Genomic DNA, 18042 nt, shown 5'->3' on the forward strand with positions numbered 1-18042 from the left:
CCCTCCATCGGGCACGCGTCACCCCGCGGTGCGCGAGCCGAACAACTTTCTGGCAACCGATCAATCAACGCCGTCAGCTGCTAGCAGCTGCATGATTCGCTCCTTTTGTCCGGTGTAGCTGATGCCGCCAAGAAGGCCTGGTAGGCCTTCCGCATTCCATGTGCGAGCCATGTCCTCGCGCGCCAGCCGAGGCTCGCGAGACGGCTGACGTCGAGCAGCTTGCGCGGCGTGCCGTCGGGGCGTGAAGTGTCGAACGTGATCTCGCCGACGTAGCCGACGACCTCGGCGACGATGCGGGCAAACTCGGCAATGGTGATATCCTCGCCGGTGCCGATGTTGATCAGCTCCGCACCCGAATAGGTCTTCATCAGATGCACGCAGGCATCGGCCATGTCGTCGACATAGAGGAACTCGCGCCGCGGCGTGCCGGTGCCCCAGACCACGACGCTTCTTGCGCCCGAAACCTTTGCCTCATGGAAGCGCCTGATCAGGGCGGCGACCACGTGGCTGTATTCGGGATGATAATTGTCGCCGGGGCCGTAGAGGTTGGTCGGCATCACGCTGATGAAGTCGCTGCCGTACTGGCTGCGATAGGCCTCCGCCATCTTGATGCCGGCGATCTTGGCAATCGCATAAGGCTCGTTGGTCGGCTCCAGCGGGCCGGTCAGCACGCTGTCCTCGCGCAAGGGCTGCGGTGCGAGCTTTGGATAGATGCAGGACGAGCCGAGGAACATCAGCTTCTCGGCGCGGTTCACATGCGCGGCGTGGATCACGTTCGCGGCGATCGCGATGTTGTCGTAGATGAACTCGGCGCGCAGCGTGTTGTTGGCGACGATGCCGCCGACTTTTGCTGCGGCGAGGAAGATCACCTGCGGCCGCGCCTTCGCGAACCAGTCGAACACCGCGGCCTGGTTGCAGAGATCGACCTCGCGCCGGTCCACCGTGACGAGCCTCACGTCCTCCCGCGCCAGCCGGCGCGCAATCGCGGCTCCGACCATGCCGCGATGGCCGGCGACGTAGACGCTTCTACCCTTCAGCTCAAACGGTGCGTTTGCCACCGGCCGCATCCCGTTTGGCCTCGGCAAGATCGCTCGCCATCATCTCCGCGACGAGCTCGGCAAAATTTCGCTTCGGCTTCCAGCCCAGCACCGCGCGCGCCTTGCTGGCGTCGCCGACGAGGAGATCGACCTCGGTCGGGCGAAAATAGGTCGGGTCGATCTTCACCACGGTCTTGCCGCTCTTGACGTCGATTCCGGTCTCCTCGACGGCCTCACCGCACCATTCGATGCGGCGGCCGACTTGCGCGAACGACAATTCGACCATCTCGCGCACCGAGCGCGTCTCGCCCGTGGCGAGCACGAAATCGTCGGGCTTGTCGGCCTGTAGGATCATGTGCATGCCCTCGACATAATCCCTCGCATGGCCCCAGTCGCGCTTGGCCGCCAGATTGCCGAGATAGAGCGTCTGCTCCAGCCCGACCTCGATGCGGGCGACGCCGCGGGTGATCTTTCGGGTGACGAAGGTCTCGCCGCGGATCGGGCTCTCATGGTTGAACAAGATGCCGTTGGCCGCGAACATGCCGTAGGCTTCGCGGTAGTTCACCGTGATCCAGTAGCCGTAGAGCTTGGCGACGCCGTAAGGCGAGCGCGGATAGAACGGCGTGGTCTCCTTCTGCGGAATCTCCTGCACCAGGCCATAGAGCTCGGAGGTCGAGGCCTGGTAGAACCGCGTCTCCTTCTCCATGCCGAGGATGCGGATCGCCTCCAGAAGCCGCAGCACGCCGATGCCGTCGGCATTCGCGGTGTATTCCGGGCTCTCGAAACTGACGGCGACGTGGCTTTGGGCGGCGAGATTGTAGATTTCGGTCGGCCGGATCTGCTGCACCAGACGGATCAGATTAGTCGAATCGGTCATGTCGCCATAATGCATCAGGAACGGCACGTTGCCGACATGCGGGTCCTGGTAGAGATGATCGACCCGCGCGGTGTTGAATGAGGACGAGCGCCGCTTGATGCCGTGTACGACGTAGCCGAGCGAGAGCAGATGTTCGGCCAAATACGCGCCGTCCTGCCCGGTCACGCCGGTGATTAGAGCGACCCGCCGTTTGCTCTCTTGGTTTGACAAATCGATTCTCTACCCAGGCTAATGTCGTTCCGCGATCGACGACCATCAATCGCGTCTGGCCTCTTCGAATGCGCAAGCGTCACGCTCTCGAAGCACCGAATTCTGAACCGTGTAGAGGCATTGCATCGATCGCTCAACTGTACGGAGGTAAACCTTCCACATCGAAAGGGTTTTAAGGGACTATACGAAAGTTTGCAATTCGGCGGATTTCGTTCGGCCTTCGTCCTAGGCTAAGGCGTTTCTCTATTGCTTGGGTGCGACCAATGGAAATGCGGCGCGGATAGGACATAAGCAGACCCGTCGGGCCGAGAAGCGTTCCGCAGTCTCTGCGTGCTTAACTCGCGCTTCGCGCCAGGCAGTCTCTCCTCATTTCTTGTCCTTGCCTAAGAGTTTGCCAGTCTTGCTGTTCATCCAGTGCACTGCGAGCAAGCCCGGCAAACAAAGCCTTGAAATTCGTTCTCTGTCGCGCAGTCCTTATCATCATCGATCCATTTCTGGACAATCATGTTTTGGTCGGGCAAGCAAAAGTGAAGGCGTGCATATTAGCTTTGTGCTGTTTGAGTTCACAGCAAAACGCTGCACGATTGAGGCCAGTGCACCTGCTATACCGGACCTCAAGGGAGATTACCGCGACGAGCACTGTGCTCGGTGCCCCCTAACCACGAATTCGGAAAGAATCTGGCGGTTCATTGCTCGCGCGAACAAACCGCCTTGAGCACATGCCAGTGTCATTGAAACTGGCGGTTTGCTGATCCCGAGCGTCCCTTCTGTTATCAATACCGGCGGCATAATCCCGGTTCTTGAGCAAGCTTTCGGGGGGCACCAGCCTGAACTGAATCAACTGCGTTCTACCTTAATTATCGCACTTGATCTGCAGCCGCTCGGCAGAAAGAGTTGGGATGAGCTACTCGCGGAGGGAGTCGACCCGGGCCTTTTAGCCACACGCCGCCTGCTCGAATGCGTCAAAAGCAGCGTAAGCTTAGAGGCGCGCCCTCGAACTGGATCGCCGGCTTATCGGGTTCGAATGTCGCGTTGCGCTCAATCAAGGTGCCGAGATCAAATCTTCAGTCGCTCGCGGGTCTAGACTTCCACATCATTTCCTTTCCGAGGCGCTCACATGAGCTTCTCGATACTCGTTCGTCAGGTCTTGATTGTGCCTCATTGCCTGGATGGGCGTGCGGCCCCGGGGCAACCGTCAGGCTGGCATGTCGAGCAGGTCCGGCTCGCGGACCTGTCGGTAGCTCTCTTGCTCGCGCGATGACCGTTACCCATGCCCAACAATTGCGCGCGGTCGTCTCGGATTACTGTTGGTCATCTAGTCTGCTTTCCTTCAAGGACGCGGCGTCCGTCCGACCATGGCACGACGTGCATTCGGGCATAGTGATAATCGCACCAGGATGACAGCTTGTGGCGCGGTCCCGTCACAACAGGCTCGCCGCACATATACGCGGTTCCAGGATCGCCATTCTTGAAGCCAACAATGGCCCGGCATTGGCCCTCACAGTGATCGACGAGCAGGACCCTGTTGGATCCATCGGGACTTCTCACATTACCGCTCCGGGGTAGCGCATCAACTGCGCGGCGGCTCGTTGGGCACTCGGCGCCCGCAAACGTATTTCGAAGCCTCCAAAGCTGGATTGGTCCTTCTTACATGTGGGCGATCGTGTCTTCATACGGCTCGGCGATCTGCGTGGACAGAACAGAGACAGCGTCCTTCGCACAGAGCGCGATCCTCGGCCGCTTTGGCAGAAGACCTCTCATCGCACGCGATCGGCCTGGTCCGCTTTTGTCCACAGGAATTCCGAAGCGACCGAAGATTGGTGCTACCTGGCTGCGCACTCTACAATCTGACGCTACGTGCGGTTCAATCCCCCTGCGGTCTTATCGCGTGAATATGTCAAACTCGTATTCGTTCGCCAGGAGCCGACCGCAAAGCGAGGAGGGCGGTAGGCGCTTCACCAAAAGCAGCTGGCTTTCGGTATTCGTCGTCTGCGGAACCGCGCAGCTCAGGTCCGCTCAGATGTGCGCGCTTAGCGACGCACTCAGAGTGAGGCTGCTCGTCACCGGCAACGAGTGACCACGCGAGCCAATGAAGTTCTTGGAATGTCTATGGGATAGGAGCTGCCTCGCCGGCGGAATCAATCGTCCGTGGCTAGAATGCTCTCTCGCGTCTGTGCGAATTGGCTTCGCCTCCCCAGCCGAGCTGTCCGCTGTCACCATCTCAATGGGGCTGCTTCCCGGGATTTATCGATTTATCGGGCCGCGGCGGCTGGGCAGAATGAGACAAACGGCAGCGCGCTATTCTGGTCAATGAGCCAATTCCGACCGTTCTCGACAACTTTGAACTGTCGACCTCGAAATGCGCCGTCAGGTCCAGGCTACGTCAGGTCAACGATCATTGCAGGTTCGATACTTGTGGGAAGATCTGCCTGGCCGTCATACGTTGGAAAGGCCGCCCAAGCGGTGCTCAGCCCTGGTCCCGTTGAGTATCGCGGCTTGGGTCCCGATTGGCGTGTTTGCTACAATCGTGGTTGGTACCAAAGAGTTGCTATGTGGGGTGCAACTCCAGATCGGCCGAGGGGAAAGACGGCGGTTCTGGAGGCAATCAGACGGCTGATGGAACGAGCGGCGCAGTTGGCCATGCTCTCTGATGGGCCGCCAGGGCCTCGTAGCGGCGCCGATCGGCGTTCCTCCCATTCATCTTGGGACGCGAGCGATTGTTAGGCCGGCATTCTCCAGCGCATCCAAAAGTCTATCAGCAACCGCCCGCGGATCGCGCTGGTCCTCTATGCTCACGTTACAGGCCAACGTGGCGGCGATGATCGCGTGCGCCGTTTTGCGCTGGAGGCAATCGTACTCGGCATACTCACCGCAGGTATTGCAGGTGATCACCGGCCGGCCAGTCCACGTGCATTGCGATCTCGCACCAGCTTTCTATGTGACATTTCGGGCAGAGCATAGATCGAGACTTCCTTGAGGTCTGAGCTCGCACACTACGTGGTCATCAGTTGAACATTCTACTTGGTAGCCAAAGCTGCAGAAGCCATTGATACCCCGAAGGCCGTGTCGCCAGTCCCGGAAACGAAAACCACGATCGAGACGCGCACGGAGGCAATCCAGGCACCCGAAGGGGGGTCCGGCGTGAGCGACCAGTTGACGCATCTCTGGCGACAATGCCTTCGATGGCGCCGCCTCGGTGCGCTTCTCGAACCGACGTTGAACGGATCACGGCGAGCATCTGCACATCGATATGCCGCGGCCGTCCAATGTATCGTTCGACGTAGAGCCGGCTGCCCCAGGGACCGCGCTCTCAATACGCGTCCCGACAATGGCGTCTTCCAGAGTATCGAGGCCGCACACAATCCGCATGGCCTTACTGCCGCCGGCCCGCCGAAGATCTCAGGAGCAAGGGCGCTCCGATAGCCCCGCCCGCTGTGCGAAAAGCTTTCCGGATCATTCGCCTTAATGGCTGAAAGTACCATCGGAAATCCGCTCCGCTGAACGAAGTTGCGAACAGATCTTTCCGCCTATCACGATCGCCTCGCTCATAAAGGTGTGCTGCCGTTGGTTGCGGGACTTGCTCGCGTGGTCCCGCATTGAATTGTCATCCTTTGGAGCGGCGCGGTCCTTTCCGCATTCACAAGAGCGGTGCCGTGTTCTCTCTTTGTAAGACGACGGATGACATTATGTTCGTTGTCCGTCACGCAGCGCTCTCAAATCGCCGATAGCCGCAGCGGCTCGACGACAGATCGCCACTTCGGGCCACTTGGTCAACCCGTTCCCCAGGTATGCGAACTCTTGCTCGGTGAAACGAGCAGTCTCGGTAAGACGGCGGAGGACCTCCTCGGAGATCACGACTACGACTTCGCGAGAGGTGACCTCTTCCGGCCGGCTGCCGAACGCTCGCACGAGCTGGGCAAGCTCCTGCTCGCTAAAATCACGAATCTGGTAGGTGCGGCGAAGAATCTCCTCCGCGATGGCTACTGTCGCATGGCGAGAGCTCGCCTCTTGCCGCCACTTGCTGAAGCCGTTGGCGAGGATCGCCAGTCCTCGATGCGTAAAATGAGAAAGCCCGTCGGTACGGCAAGCCCGACCAAGGACCTCGTAGGCGATTGCAGTCGAAGCTTCGCGCAGTGGAACCGTTGTTGGCCATTTACTGAAGCCGTTCAAGAGAATAGCCAGTCCCTGCGGCGTAAATTCAGAGAGCTGACCCGCGCGGCGGGCGCGGCAAACGACCTCCTGGGCGATCACGGCCGTTGCATCGCGAAGAGACGCTTGTTGTGGCCACTTGCTGAAGCCGTTTACGAGGTTCGCCAGTCCCTGGTCAGTAATGCAGGAGACTCCGTCGGCGACGCGACTGCGCGCGAGCACTTCATCGGCAATTTCAATTGTGGCTCGGCGGCAGGTCGTGTCCTGCCGCCATTTGCTGAAACCGTTTACCAGCATGCCGAGTTCCTGGTAGCGAAAACAAGAGAGGCGCTCGGCACGGCGAGTATGACGGATGACCTCATCCGCGATGGCAACGGTAGCCGTTAGACAGGCAGCCTCGTTCGTCCACTTGCTGAAGCCGTTGACCAAACTCGCCAGTTCATGGCGAGTGAAGTCACCGAGCTGACCGACGGAAAGCGCGCGGTGAACGAGTTCACCTGCGAGCTTGACTGTGGCTTGCCGAGGCGCGAACTCGCCCGGCCACCTGCTGAATCCGTTTACGAGCTTAGCCAGTCGCTGCTGACTGAAATCGGAGAGCTGATCGGAGCGGCGCAGAAGCTCGTTGCTGATAGCGATCGCTGCTTTGCGACAACTCGACGCTTCCGGCCATTTGCTGAAGACGTTGACCAGACTCGCCAGCTGTTGCTGAGTAAAATCAGAGAGTCGATCGCTTCGGCGCAGAAGCTCATCTGCGATCGTGGCAACGGCCGCGTGAAAGCATTCAGCTCCTCGCCATTTTCCGAAGCCGTTCACGAGCGTTGCGAGATGCTGCTGAGTGAACGCTGAGAGACGATCGTCGGAACGCATCCGGCAAATGATCTCAGTCGCGATCTTGACCGCGGCTTCACGAAGCGCCGGTTGATCCGGCCACTTGCTAAAGCCGTTTACCAGCAACGACAAGTGCAGGCCGGTAAGGTCATGGAGGGTCTCGCTCGTATCGCGACAAAGTTCAGCAATTCTGATCGTGCCATCCCTGCATTCGGAAGAGGCAGAGTGGCGACCAAATGAACATGCGAAAAGCGAAAGCGATCTGAAGCCGACTTGTTCCATCAGTGCGTGATCAAGGCGCGAGAGCCGAGCTGCCAAAGCTTTGCAAAGTTCCGCGCCTGCCTGACCTCCAGACTGGCGGCTGAGCTCATTACATATCGTGGCGTATCCCGATGCTTGCTTGAGGCGGATGTCTACCTCAAACCGTGGAACAAATGCGATTCTGAAGGCAGTCGCGGCCTTTCGCAGGAAGCGCGGTCGATTTGATCTCGTGAGCTGCTGGGTATCGTCTAGTAGTGAACGTGAGAATGCACATACGTCGTGACCACAGCATGCATGGCCGATCCTTGCGAGAAGCTCATCGAGTGTGGCCATCGTTCGATTTGGTGGTTCTGAGTGTTCAACGCGAACGTGCTGCTCCAACGGGAGCCGGTCGAGCGAGGCTGCTTGTCCAGAGCGTGTCATCTGCCGACCCCTCCCTGACCAGGATATCGAACTGAAATCAAATGGCGACCTTGCTCACTCAAGCTGGCTGCAGCGATGGCCTCACGCGGTCCGCGACAGAGGCGAAGTTCGTCCGGTGTGCAAGCATGTCGCTCCCAAGCCATCGGCAGGCGATCGTGGACGCTCGCCCGCGCAGGAATTAAAGTGGTAGGCGTCGCAACGGCACGAACGATGGCTATCGGGTAGCGCTCAGTGTCGAGAATCCAGGATCCATACGTATTCTGCCTTCGGTTCACGCGGTCCTTTTTCAGTTCGTAGATCCGCGGTCTTGTCATTCCTGCCACGGCACGCAATATGACCTGCTATCGGAACCGGGACGGAATTGTTCAATCGTCAAAAGCTGCCAAGGCGACCCTGTGCGCAATTGAATTGATGCTTTGCTCGCTCAGGGCCGCAGGACAACCATAGGGGAGCCGTCATCCGACATGCGACCCATGCAAGAGCCGATCGTTGCGTCGCGAATGACGCGGGCATGGAGTCCGGCTCCTTGAGTTTTCGATCCGAATATCGACGAAGCGTTGGTAATTTCTAAGTCCGGAACACTCCTGGGATCGCTCACCAAGCTGTGAGGCAGCTCACAATCCGACCAGCTTTCGTAGGATGGCCCAATCGTTCCAGCAAGGCATGGCGAAAACATCGCGATAGGAGGAGGCGTAGCGTATGCCTACAGCTGCCCCGTTTCGGTGTGGGAAAGCCATTTGCAGGTTCGCGGCGGGGATCATTTCCATTCCACTCTGGGCTGCGAGGCGCCGATCTCCGGAATGGCGACCTCGTCGTGCGCAATCTCTCAAATCGAGCAATCGTCACGCGACGATGCTGCTCCGATCTTAGCATCCGGTTCTCCTGCAGCCCTGGTTTCATCGCGACACATACCGTGGAGGCGGCCTGCGGCGTTTGGGGAACGCGGGCGTTCTGCGATCTGAACTCCAAAAATGGCACACTCTCAATTGTGTCGCCCGGAAGCTGTTGTGCGACCAGGCACGGTCGCCAGCTACAAGAAGACTCTACAATCTGACGCCACGTACGATTCAAGCCCCTTATGTCGAGAGTCGCGCATGTCGCGCAGAATTTGACGCGAACCACTAGTGAAGCCCAATCTCGCCTATCATCCTCGGTCCGCGTGGCGTTTCCAATCGGGCGTTCTTAACTGAGAAGGCTGCAATGAAGCTTACTCCCGCTTGCGTTTGTTGCGAGCGGCTTGTCGCATCTCAGACATTGACAGAGCGGATGGCAGATAACGGCAAATGAGGTGCTTTTGCGAAAGCCAGCCTACGGGATCCTACGTAGGGCGTGTGTCGCATTTTCTTGATCTAAAAATTGCATCGTCTTCCGCATGAAGCAGAAAAAGCCATTCTCAGACGCCAAACATTGGCGAGGCCGTGCGGAAGCGACGCGAATAAAAGCGGAGTCGCTCGAGGACGACACATCCAGATGCAGGCTCCTCAAGGTCGCTGAGGAATATGATAAGCTGGCTCGCCTCGCGGAGGGGCGGCAAAGAAATGAGGTTGACGGGCAGTTCTGATCGCCGCGGGAGCGGACGATTGCATCGTAGGTCAAAGGCGTTGTGATCGCAGCGGAAGCATTTCCGTTGGACGGCTCTAGGGCTGAACTGCGAAACGCCCCTCATGCGGTAACGCCAAAGAGGGAGGCTGCTGAATGCGTGCGGTCCGCGCGTCCGCGCGTCCGAGCCTCTGGCCGTGAATCAATTGTAAATCAGTCTCGCCGGCCACATAGATGACGCATTGACGGTGTCTGAGGCGGCAAGCCGGCTAACCGTCAGACATAAGGAATGAGATGAAAGCCCACCGTCGGATCGTCGCAAGAGCGAAATTACATGCTTCTCGCTCGACGAATTGGCGAAGCATTGGCGTCGCTTTGCATCATCTGCTGAAGCCGGCGACGTGTCTTTGGGTGACAAAGTAGGTTCGCCGGATCATCCCAAGCGAATTGGCTTCCGCCGCCGTTTGGCTGTGAGGCGTTTTAGTCGAGTTCTGGCATCTTGCACCAAACACGGTTAGCTCAACGCCATAACGTTGCGGACTTGTTTAGGCGAAGAGGCGAGCGTCAGCTCCCGCTGACGCGGCTTGCGTAGCGAAACCATCGTAGGTGTCTGCACGGATCGTCTGCATGAGGCAAGTTCGCAACGAAGTCACGCATGACGAGAAAATACAAGTAGAAATCATAGTCGAAAGACCAACCGCAAGAGAACTCTCCGGTGGACGATTCCGGACAGAGCCGATGTTCTTCATCCAGATAAGTTCGGTGCAGATGATCAGGAGTATTTGGGGTTTCCCATGCCGGGGTGGCAGCCGCTCGATGTATGATTCGGACGACACGAGTGGTGCCGGAGTCCACTCTATCGGCCAAAAGAAGGAGAACGCGTGAGGAGCCAAATTGCAGAAAGACTCGAGGCGGGGCGCGTCCGCGACGGCCGATTTGCCACCGCACCGGGATCTGGTCCTTCCGGTCTCTTCTACGTGCAGGGGCCTTGTGGCTGTCAACTCAAGATCATCGGCTTCGTCCGTCCGGGATGGGAGCATGTCTCTGTGTCGACGCCAAGGCGTTCTCCAAACTGGGATGAAATGTGCCTCGTCAAAGATCTGTTTTGGGATCAGGAGGAATGCGTGATGCAGCTGCATCCTCCTCGTTCGCAGTATGTAAACAATAGTCGCTATTGCCTGCATCTCTGGAGGCCGACACGTCAGGTCATTCCGATGCCTCCGGCAGCCTTCGTGGGCATCGTCGGGCTCGGACCGTCTGAAGCCGCAATTCTGTTTGCGCAGATGAGTGCGGTGTCATAGTGGATCTCGCCGCGTCGGTGTTAAATCGAGCGGCGGCAAAGTACTCTGCTGTTCCCGCAGAGCATCTTCGAGACTCCAGACGGATTTGCTCACCACAGTCATGGGCGACGAGCACACCGTCGATGGAGCCCAGGTGACCTAATGATGGACAGACCCGCCAAGAAGGCGGCGGGAGGCAACAAAGGACCTATGGGGCGCAACCACTGTACGCATTGGCTAGTTGCCCGAGTGAGGCGCGTCGAGGAATGTTGTTGCGCGTGCCTCGATGCTGCGAGGAAATCCTGCGTGAGAGGCGGCTATTAAGCCTGATATGAGCGCCATCCCGGCGCAACTCGGCGATAATTCTCGTTTAATACCGGGCAAGAGTGTTGCTTTTGCGGAGCTGCGCACGATGGCTTCGTCTGTAGATCGAGCGAAAGTCTTGGGGGATGCTGTGGAAGTCGAAGGCAATAGCGGCCGCAACGGCGCGCCGGTCCGCCGCGACTGGGAACGTGCCGAGGCGGAAGGGCTTTACGCGCTGCCATTTGCCGACCTCCTATTTCGGGCCCAGGCCGTTCATCGTGGCAATTTCGACCCAAACCACGTCGAAGCCGCGAGCCTGCTCAGCATCAAGACCGGCGGTTGTCCTGAAGACTGCGCCTACTGCGCACAGAGCGTGCATTACGACACTGGCCTGAAGGCGACTCGCTTGATGGATCGCGCTGAGGTGGTCGCCGCCGCGCAGCGCGCCAAGGCGGCCGGGGCGACTCGCTTCTGCATGGCCGCGGCCTGGCGCAGTCCAAAGGACCGCGACCTCGATCAGGTCTGCGACATGATTGCCGCCATTAAACGTGTTGGCATGGAGACGTGTGTAACGCTCGGCATGCTCACGCCAAAGCAAGCCGCACGGCTCGCCGACGCCGGCCTCGACTTTTACAATCACAACGTGGACTCGTCGCCGGAGTTCTATCGCAGCATCATTACTACCCGGACCTTGCAGGATCGGATCGACACTCTTACACACGTGCGCGAGGTGGGCATCAAAGTCTGCTGCGGCGGCATTATTGGCATGGGTGAGCAGGTCGAGGACCGTCTCGGCATGCTGGTACTGCTCGCCAATCTTCCCAACCATCCGGAAAGCATACCGATCAACCTCTGGAACGAGGTGAATGGCGTGCCGGTGAAGGTCACGGCGGAGCGTCCAGATCCGATTGCCCTGGTGCGCCTGGTCGCGACCGCGCGGATCATGATGCCCGAGAGCGTCGTACGGTTGGCTGCCGGGCGCCAGTACATGACTGATGAACTCCAAGGGCTATGCTTCTTGGCGGGGGCAAATTCCATCTTTGTCGGCGATGTGTTGCTGACTACCAAAAACCCTCAACTTGACCGTGACGCAAGTTTGTTCGCCCGGCTCGGCATTACGTCTGGACTCGCTTAGATTGTCGGAACAATAGAGGTGCTGCGTGCAAGCGATCAACGTAGGTGAGAAATGCAGATTGTCTTGATGAAGGGAACGATTCATTGCGCCTCCGTAACTGACTCCGACCTGCACTATGAAGGCTCGATCTCGATTGATCGCGCACTGCTGGACGCGGCCGATATCTTGATCAACGAACGCGTCGAGCTCTACAATCTCGAGACGGGGGCACGCTTTGCAACGTTTGTGACAGAAGCGCCACAAGGATCCGGCACCGTAGACGTGAACGGTGCGGCGGCCCGACTCGCGATGCCCGGAGATAAGATAAGTATCGTCGCATACGCGTCATTTGACGAGGAGGATGCAAGAATCTTCAGGCCGCGCATTGTGCTGGTTGATCGAGACAATCGTATCCTGCCGGTTTGAATCCAAACAGCCAACGTGGGAAGACCCCGTTCTTCGCCGCCGGTTGGAGTTTAGCGGCGTCCATCGTTGCTCAGCGAGTGAAGAATGAATTCCATCATTGCCGCGAAATTCGCCAGCTACATGGCAGGCTTGGATGCGCTTAAAGAAGACGACCGCCTGCGCAGTCTCAGGCCGCGCACCGGAATCGACTTTTCATCAAACGATTATCTGGCCCTGGCGAGCGCGCCGCGCATGAAAAAAGCCATCGTCACTGCGCTCGAAGCCGGTACTCCGATCGGAGCCGGCGGATCACGGCTTCTGCGCGGCAACTGCGAGGAGCACGAATGCCTCGAAGCAGAAGCGGCGCGGTTCTTCGGGGCGCAGACCGCGCTCTTCTTCGGCGGTGGTTATGTCGCAAATTTTGCGGTGCTGACAACGCTGCCGCAACGGGACGACCTGCTCGTCCTTGATTCCCTGGTTCACGCCAGTATTCGCGAAGGCGCGCGTGCTGGCCGAGCTGCGTTTCGAATCAGTGCCCATAACGACCCGCAGGCTGTCGAAAGCGCAATTTGCGACTGGCGGACTGCGGGCGGAGCCGGGCAGGTCTGGATCGTAGTCGAGAGCCTCTACAGCATGGACGGCGATTTCGCACCGCTTGAAGACCTGCTCGCGATCGCGGACCGGCACGATGCGTTCTTGATTGTGGACGAGGCTCATGCCACCGGCGTCTACGGCGAGCAGGGACGAGGGCTCGCTGCGCCCTATGAAGGACGCGAAAATCTCCTCGTTGTTCATACCTGCGGCAAGGCGCTGGGAGCTGCCGGCGCGCTTGTCACCGCCTCTGGCGTGCTGCGCGACTTCATAATCAATCGCTGTCGCCCGTTTATTTTCGCGACTGCCCCTTCGCCCTTAATGGCAGCGGCCGTACGGGAGGCTCTGTTGATCCTGCAGGAGGAGCCGGAGCGCCAACAGCGGTTGGCGATGCTTGTCGCATTCACGCATCGGGAGATGGTTGCGCGAGGCGAGAGAAGTCCTTCGAACTCGCAGATCCTGCCCTACATCGTTGGCGAGAATGCCTGCGCCATGAGGTTAGCCTCCGCCCTACAGGCTCGCGGATTTGACATCCGAGGAGTCAGACCGCCAACCGTGCCGGCCGGCACGGCCCGTTTACGAATTTCACTGACGCTCAACGTCGGAGAGGATGAGGTGCGTGCGATGCTCGATGCGCTCGCTGAGGAGACGAGGGGCGGGTTTCGATGAGTCAGCGGATCGTGGTGACTGGCACAGATACAGGGATCGGCAAAACTGTCTTTTCGGCAGGCCTTGCCCAGCTTCTCGGCGCGAATTATTGGAAACCAATTCAGGCCGGTCTTGAAGATGAGACCGATAGCCAACTGGTCGCTCGACTGGGCGGTCTCTCGGCCGATCGGATCGTTCCGGAGCGTTACCGCCTTAGAACGCCCGCTTCCCCGCATCATTCCGCCGAAATAGACGCAATTCGCATCGATCCCGATTCGCTCGTTGTGCCGGATACCGGGGAGCGACCGCTCGTCATCGAAGGCGCCGGCGGGCTGATGGTGCCGCTGAGTTCTAGCGCACTCTACGTCGACGTCTTCGAGCGGTGGCGGCTTCCCGTCGTGCTTTGCGCCCGCACGCTACTCGGGACCATCAATCACTCCCTGCTATCGATAGAGGCCTTGAGAAAGCGCCAGATCGACATTCTTGGGATCGCATTCGTCGGGGAAAGAAATGCTGAAACTGAGAGCGCAATTTGTGACATCACGCGGGTGCGTTGGTTAGGACGGCTGCCCTGGATTTCTCCTCTGACGGCAGACAGCCTACAGGCTGTCTTCAAGGGCTCGTTTATCCCCGGCGATTTCAAGCGATGATGCCAAACAAGAGGTGGCCAATTTGGCATCCATTCACGCAGCATGCTCTTGACAACGAGATGACCAAGGTTGTGCGTGGCGACGGTGCTTATCTCTACACTGCGGATGATCATCGAATCATAGATGCAATCTCATCCTGGTGGGTCGTCACTCACGGCCATTGCCATCCGCAGATCGTGAGCGCGATTCAGGAACAGGCCGGCAAGCTGAACCAAATCATTTTCGCCGGCTACACGCACGATCCGGCTGAAGAGGTCGCTCGGCTCCTTTTGAAACTCGCACCCCAAGGCGTCGACCATGTGTTTTACTCGGATAGTGGCTCAGCCAGCGTAGAAGTCGCCTTGAAGATGGCACTCGGCTTTTGGCACAATATAGGCGAACCGCGAACGCGCATCGTTGTCATGCAGCACTCCTATCACGGCGACACGTTCGGCGCGATGTCGGTTGGTGCCCGCGGTGTCTTCAACGCGGCGTACGGACCCCTCCTGTTCGACGTGACCTCAATCCCATTCCCTGCGAGCGGTCGTGAGCAGGCGACGCTTGATGCGCTTGAGTCAGCATGTCGAAACGAAAATCCCGCGGCCTTTATTGTCGAGCCCCTGGTGTTAGGGGCAGGCGGAATGCTGATGTATCCAGCTTGGGTGCTAAGAGAGATGAAGCGGATCTGCGAGGTGTCGGACGTCCTGTTCATTGCCGATGAGGTCATGACGGGCTGGGGCCGCACCGGAACGATCTTCGCCTGTGAGCAGGCCAATGTCGTGCCGGATATAGCGTGCTATTCGAAGGGTCTCACGGGAGGGGCGCTGCCGCTCGCCGTGACACTCTGCCGGGCAGAGATTTTCGATGCTCATTATTCAAAAGACCGTACGCGCACATTCTTTCACTCGAGTTCGTATACGGCAAATCCGGTCGCCTGTGCCGCCGCCAAGGCTAACCTGGATCTGTGGAAAGATCAGGAATGTCACCAGCGCATCGCTGCGGTCGCAACCATGCAAGAGCAGGCAATTGAAGCATTGCGCGCCAATCCGCGCTTTGCAAACGTTCGCCGTTGCGGCACAATCACAGCACTCGATCTGAAAACGAGAGATACCGGCTATCTCGCAGGCGTCGGCCCGAAGCTTCACGCCTCCTTTAAAGACCGCAATCTCTTGCTGCGCCCACTCGGTAATACGATTTACGTGATGCCGCCGTATTGCGTAACAGCAGGAGACCTAGGCGAAATATATGCAGGCATCTGTGACGCTGCCGATGCGCTGGTCTGAAGACGCGCGCGCGGGGGCGCAAGATCAAGGATTCTGAGCTGTCGTCCGCTTCTCGAACGACTTGAGAGAACCTTGCCATAGACTGCATACGAAATGGACGATTGTTGCCTCGCGTCCTGCAATGTGGGTGCCGCACGGCCGGGCGACCGCAGGCCGGTCCACAGTGTCACCGTGCGTTCGGTTTCAATCCGATCGCGTCATCGCGATTGGGTACCCGTTCATCTGTGTGGATGACCCGCGCGAATGCGGCACAAGGTGATGAAGTTATGCGCCCATTGGTGGCGGCCTATTGCGGAAGTTCTTCCGTTATTTCGATTAGAGGAGATTGCCTGGACGGCAGGTTTTATCAGGCGGCTACGGCGCGAAGATGGTGGACACGTCATCCGCATTCTGGAGTTTGCGGCAGCCGCGCGAGCCTTGGTGCATCTTTCCTATTTCCCTCGCCCGGGCTTCGGAATGTGCCGAAGCCGCCCTTTGAGCGCCATAAGCCAATCAGCAGCGATAAGAAATCGACATGCCGCCTTGACGTGGGCTTTGAGACGTAGATCGAAGCCTCATAAGGACATCTACTGTCGCCGCTCGCGTGCGTCGTCTCCAGGCCGCCGTTTTGACGCGCAGAATGTTCGGATGGTGAGTCCCAGAACCACGGCGCGGAGCAACATCTTGAAAGATCTTATTTGCTGATTGCGCAATCATTGGAAACTTTGTGCCTTCCAACTTCTCAGTGACGCGCCTGTTCGGCCTCCCTATTGACAGATATCTTTTGCTCTTCCAAGGGAAAGGCCATGTCCAGAGACATGCGGGGCCGGGTCAGATCGAACATGAGCGACATTTCGCAGCTGTCAGTTGAGCGCGTCACGATTCCAGTTCTGCAACGATGCAAGGATGAAAGGCGCGCCATTGTCATGACCACGGCTTATGATGCGGTAACGGCACGTATCGCCGATCCTGTCGTCGACGTCATTCTTGTTGGCGATAGCGTCGGCAACGTATGCCTTGGGTTTGACGACACTTTACCGGTCAGCATGGCGATGATGAATCACCACCTGGAGGCGGTCGCGCGAACAAGGCCTCGCGCCATGCTTGTAGCTGACATGCCGTTTCTCAGCTTTCATCTCAGTCCCGACGACACGATACGCAACGCTGGAGGCTTCCTGCAGCGTGGCGCCGACGCCGTCAAGCTTGAGGGAGGGAGTAAGCGTGTCGAGATGATCCGAGCCTTGGTGAATTGCGAAATTCCCGTGATGGGCCATCTTGGTCTCACGCCACAAAGCGTCAACGCGATGGGTGGCTTCAAGGTACAAGGTCGGAACGCGAACGATGCCCTACGTCTGCTTGACGATGCGCACCAGCTACAGCAGGCCGGATGCTTTGCTCTTGTCCTCGAAGGCATCCCGGCCGAGCTCGCTGCCCGAGCGACTGAATCTCTGACCATACCAACGATTGGGATCGGAGCGGGTCCAAGTTGCTCCGGCCAAGTTCTAGTGTTCCACGACGTGTTGGGGCTCACAGGAAGTCATTATCCCAAATTCGTGCGTGTCTATGTAGAGGGCCATCAGCTGCTGCAGGAGGGCCTCTCGCGCTGGGCAGTTGATGTCCGCAGCGGAGCATTCCCTGCGCCGCAGGAGTCATATCGGATTCCGGACGGATTGCGCGAGGCGGTCGTTAACTGGTTGCCTTCCAAGTCAAGCTAGTGCAAGGTCCAACATGCAAACTAGCAAGTACGGTCGGGGGACTGCGCGGCGTCCATGCAGAGAAGCGCCAGTCCGATAGCGAGGCGGGCCCGCTGCGACAATAGGTTGCCCGCACGAGCGCCATCTAGCCTGGCCGAAAGCTCGACGACCTCCGATATCACCCGTGGTGAGCACCTTCCTCGCACCCGCCCCAGTTGAGACCAAATGAGGATCTCGGTAGATAGTCTCGTGACTTCCCAAACGGTGAGAAGCCGCGCTGCGAAGCGGTCGGTATCGTCTCTGCGCCGGATCCCGGGAGACTTGTCCGGCTTTATTGCGACCTCGTCGAACCGGCGAACTCGCCAAGCCTCTGCACGCTTGCATTTTCGCGGCGTTGCGAAGTACGTGTGCAAGCTGATCAGGATCGTGCAGCCCATTGTCGCGTGCATTGGAGAAAAGGGTTCAACAACGCGCGGTCGTGCGCCGCATGGTCGTGAATCTAAATCCTTCGATCGAGATCCTCACCGTTTCGAGACGGTGAGAAGCCGACAGGCTCGCGATGAGCAATCGGACCGCCATCTCATCGAACAAGAACGGCTTGTTGGTTGCCGAGGGCCCTTTACTTCGGGCAGCTGCGGGTCGAGACGGAGATTCGAACGACTGGGACGTCTCGGGTTCAGTACGGCACTCAAAGAACCATCTCGCCGAGTGTGGTTGGATTGGGTTCGATCGCCAGATCTGGGTCGAAAACTGGCGGCTAGCTAGACGACCGGTACAGCGAAGCGAATCTTA

Annotated in this window: 11 protein-coding genes; 8 read left to right on the forward strand and 3 right to left on the reverse strand. The window is 58.7% G+C overall.

All coding sequences use genetic code 11. The annotated features are described in order from the left end of the window. Positions 1-80: 80 nt before the first annotated feature. The 3 genes from fcl to AB7245_RS07125 form a co-directional block, all read right to left on the reverse strand. Positions 81-1058, reverse strand: coding sequence for a GDP-L-fucose synthase (gene fcl, locus AB7245_RS07115; protein ID WP_439034068.1), 978 nt, complete (start codon positions 1056-1058; stop codon positions 81-83). After that, on the reverse strand, positions 1039-2124 hold the full coding sequence (gene gmd, locus AB7245_RS07120; RefSeq protein ID WP_439034069.1) for a GDP-mannose 4,6-dehydratase: 1086 nt from the start codon (positions 2122-2124) through the stop codon (positions 1039-1041). The genes fcl and gmd overlap by 20 nt, the downstream gene beginning before the upstream one ends. Before the next feature lie 3684 nt (positions 2125-5808). Beyond that, complete coding sequence (locus AB7245_RS07125; RefSeq protein WP_439034070.1) at positions 5809-7383, reverse strand: hypothetical protein; 1575 nt, start codon at positions 7381-7383, stop codon at positions 5809-5811. A 2822-nt stretch (positions 7384-10205) separates the two neighbouring features. Here AB7245_RS07125 and AB7245_RS07130 point away from each other — a divergent pair. From AB7245_RS07130 to AB7245_RS07165, 8 genes are all read left to right on the forward strand, one after another. Beyond that, the gene (locus AB7245_RS07130; protein WP_439034071.1) at positions 10206-10625 is read left to right on the forward strand and encodes a DUF7694 domain-containing protein; all 420 of its coding nucleotides are present in this window, start codon (positions 10206-10208) and stop codon (positions 10623-10625) included. A 421-nt stretch (positions 10626-11046) separates the two neighbouring features. After that, on the forward strand, positions 11047-12042 hold the full coding sequence (gene bioB, locus AB7245_RS07135; RefSeq protein ID WP_439035711.1) for a biotin synthase BioB: 996 nt from the start codon (positions 11047-11049) through the stop codon (positions 12040-12042). Positions 12043-12093: 51 nt separating this feature from the next. Further along, positions 12094-12447 carry an aspartate 1-decarboxylase gene (gene panD, locus AB7245_RS07140; protein WP_231144112.1) on the forward strand — a complete coding sequence of 118 codons (354 nt, stop codon included), beginning with the start codon at positions 12094-12096 and terminating at the stop codon, positions 12445-12447. A gap of 84 nt (positions 12448-12531) precedes the next feature. Next, a complete protein-coding gene (locus AB7245_RS07145) occupies positions 12532-13686 on the forward strand; it encodes an 8-amino-7-oxononanoate synthase (protein WP_439034072.1) in 1155 nt (384 codons plus the stop codon). Then, the gene (gene bioD / locus AB7245_RS07150) at positions 13683-14315 is read left to right on the forward strand and encodes a dethiobiotin synthase (protein WP_439034073.1); all 633 of its coding nucleotides are present in this window, start codon (positions 13683-13685) and stop codon (positions 14313-14315) included. The genes AB7245_RS07145 and bioD overlap by 4 nt, the downstream gene beginning before the upstream one ends. Next, a complete protein-coding gene (locus AB7245_RS07155) occupies positions 14312-15577 on the forward strand; it encodes an adenosylmethionine--8-amino-7-oxononanoate transaminase (protein WP_439034074.1) in 1266 nt (421 codons plus the stop codon). Before bioD ends, AB7245_RS07155 begins: the two co-directional genes overlap by 4 nt. An 821-nt stretch (positions 15578-16398) precedes the next feature. Beyond that, the gene (panB, locus tag AB7245_RS07160) at positions 16399-17271 is read left to right on the forward strand and encodes a 3-methyl-2-oxobutanoate hydroxymethyltransferase (protein WP_439034075.1); all 873 of its coding nucleotides are present in this window, start codon (positions 16399-16401) and stop codon (positions 17269-17271) included. Positions 17272-17475: 204 nt separating this feature from the next. After that, the gene (locus AB7245_RS07165; protein WP_439034076.1) at positions 17476-18015 is read left to right on the forward strand and encodes a pantoate--beta-alanine ligase; all 540 of its coding nucleotides are present in this window, start codon (positions 17476-17478) and stop codon (positions 18013-18015) included. Positions 18016-18042: the final 27 nt, after the last annotated feature.

Origin of the sequence: Bradyrhizobium sp. 604_D8_N2_3, from assembly GCF_051810765.1 — a bacterium.
Taxonomy (GTDB): Bacteria; Pseudomonadota; Alphaproteobacteria; order Rhizobiales; family Xanthobacteraceae; genus Bradyrhizobium; species Bradyrhizobium barranii.

What these genes read in the sequence shown, in the direction of transcription:
- AB7245_RS07125 (WP_439034070.1), bottom strand. Translation starts at nt 7,383, where the DNA reads ATGGAACAAGTCGGCTTCAGATCGCTTTCGCTTTTCGCATGTTCATTT.
- panD (WP_231144112.1), top strand. Translation starts at nt 12,094, where the DNA reads ATGCAGATTGTCTTGATGAAGGGAACGATTCATTGCGCCTCCGTAACT.
- AB7245_RS07145 (WP_439034072.1), top strand. Translation starts at nt 12,532, where the DNA reads ATGAATTCCATCATTGCCGCGAAATTCGCCAGCTACATGGCAGGCTTG.
- bioD (WP_439034073.1), top strand. Translation starts at nt 13,683, where the DNA reads ATGAGTCAGCGGATCGTGGTGACTGGCACAGATACAGGGATCGGCAAA.
- AB7245_RS07155 (WP_439034074.1), top strand. Translation starts at nt 14,312, where the DNA reads ATGATGCCAAACAAGAGGTGGCCAATTTGGCATCCATTCACGCAGCAT.
- panB (WP_439034075.1), top strand. Translation starts at nt 16,399, where the DNA reads ATGAGCGACATTTCGCAGCTGTCAGTTGAGCGCGTCACGATTCCAGTT.
- AB7245_RS07165 (WP_439034076.1), top strand. Translation starts at nt 17,476, where the DNA reads ATGAGGATCTCGGTAGATAGTCTCGTGACTTCCCAAACGGTGAGAAGC.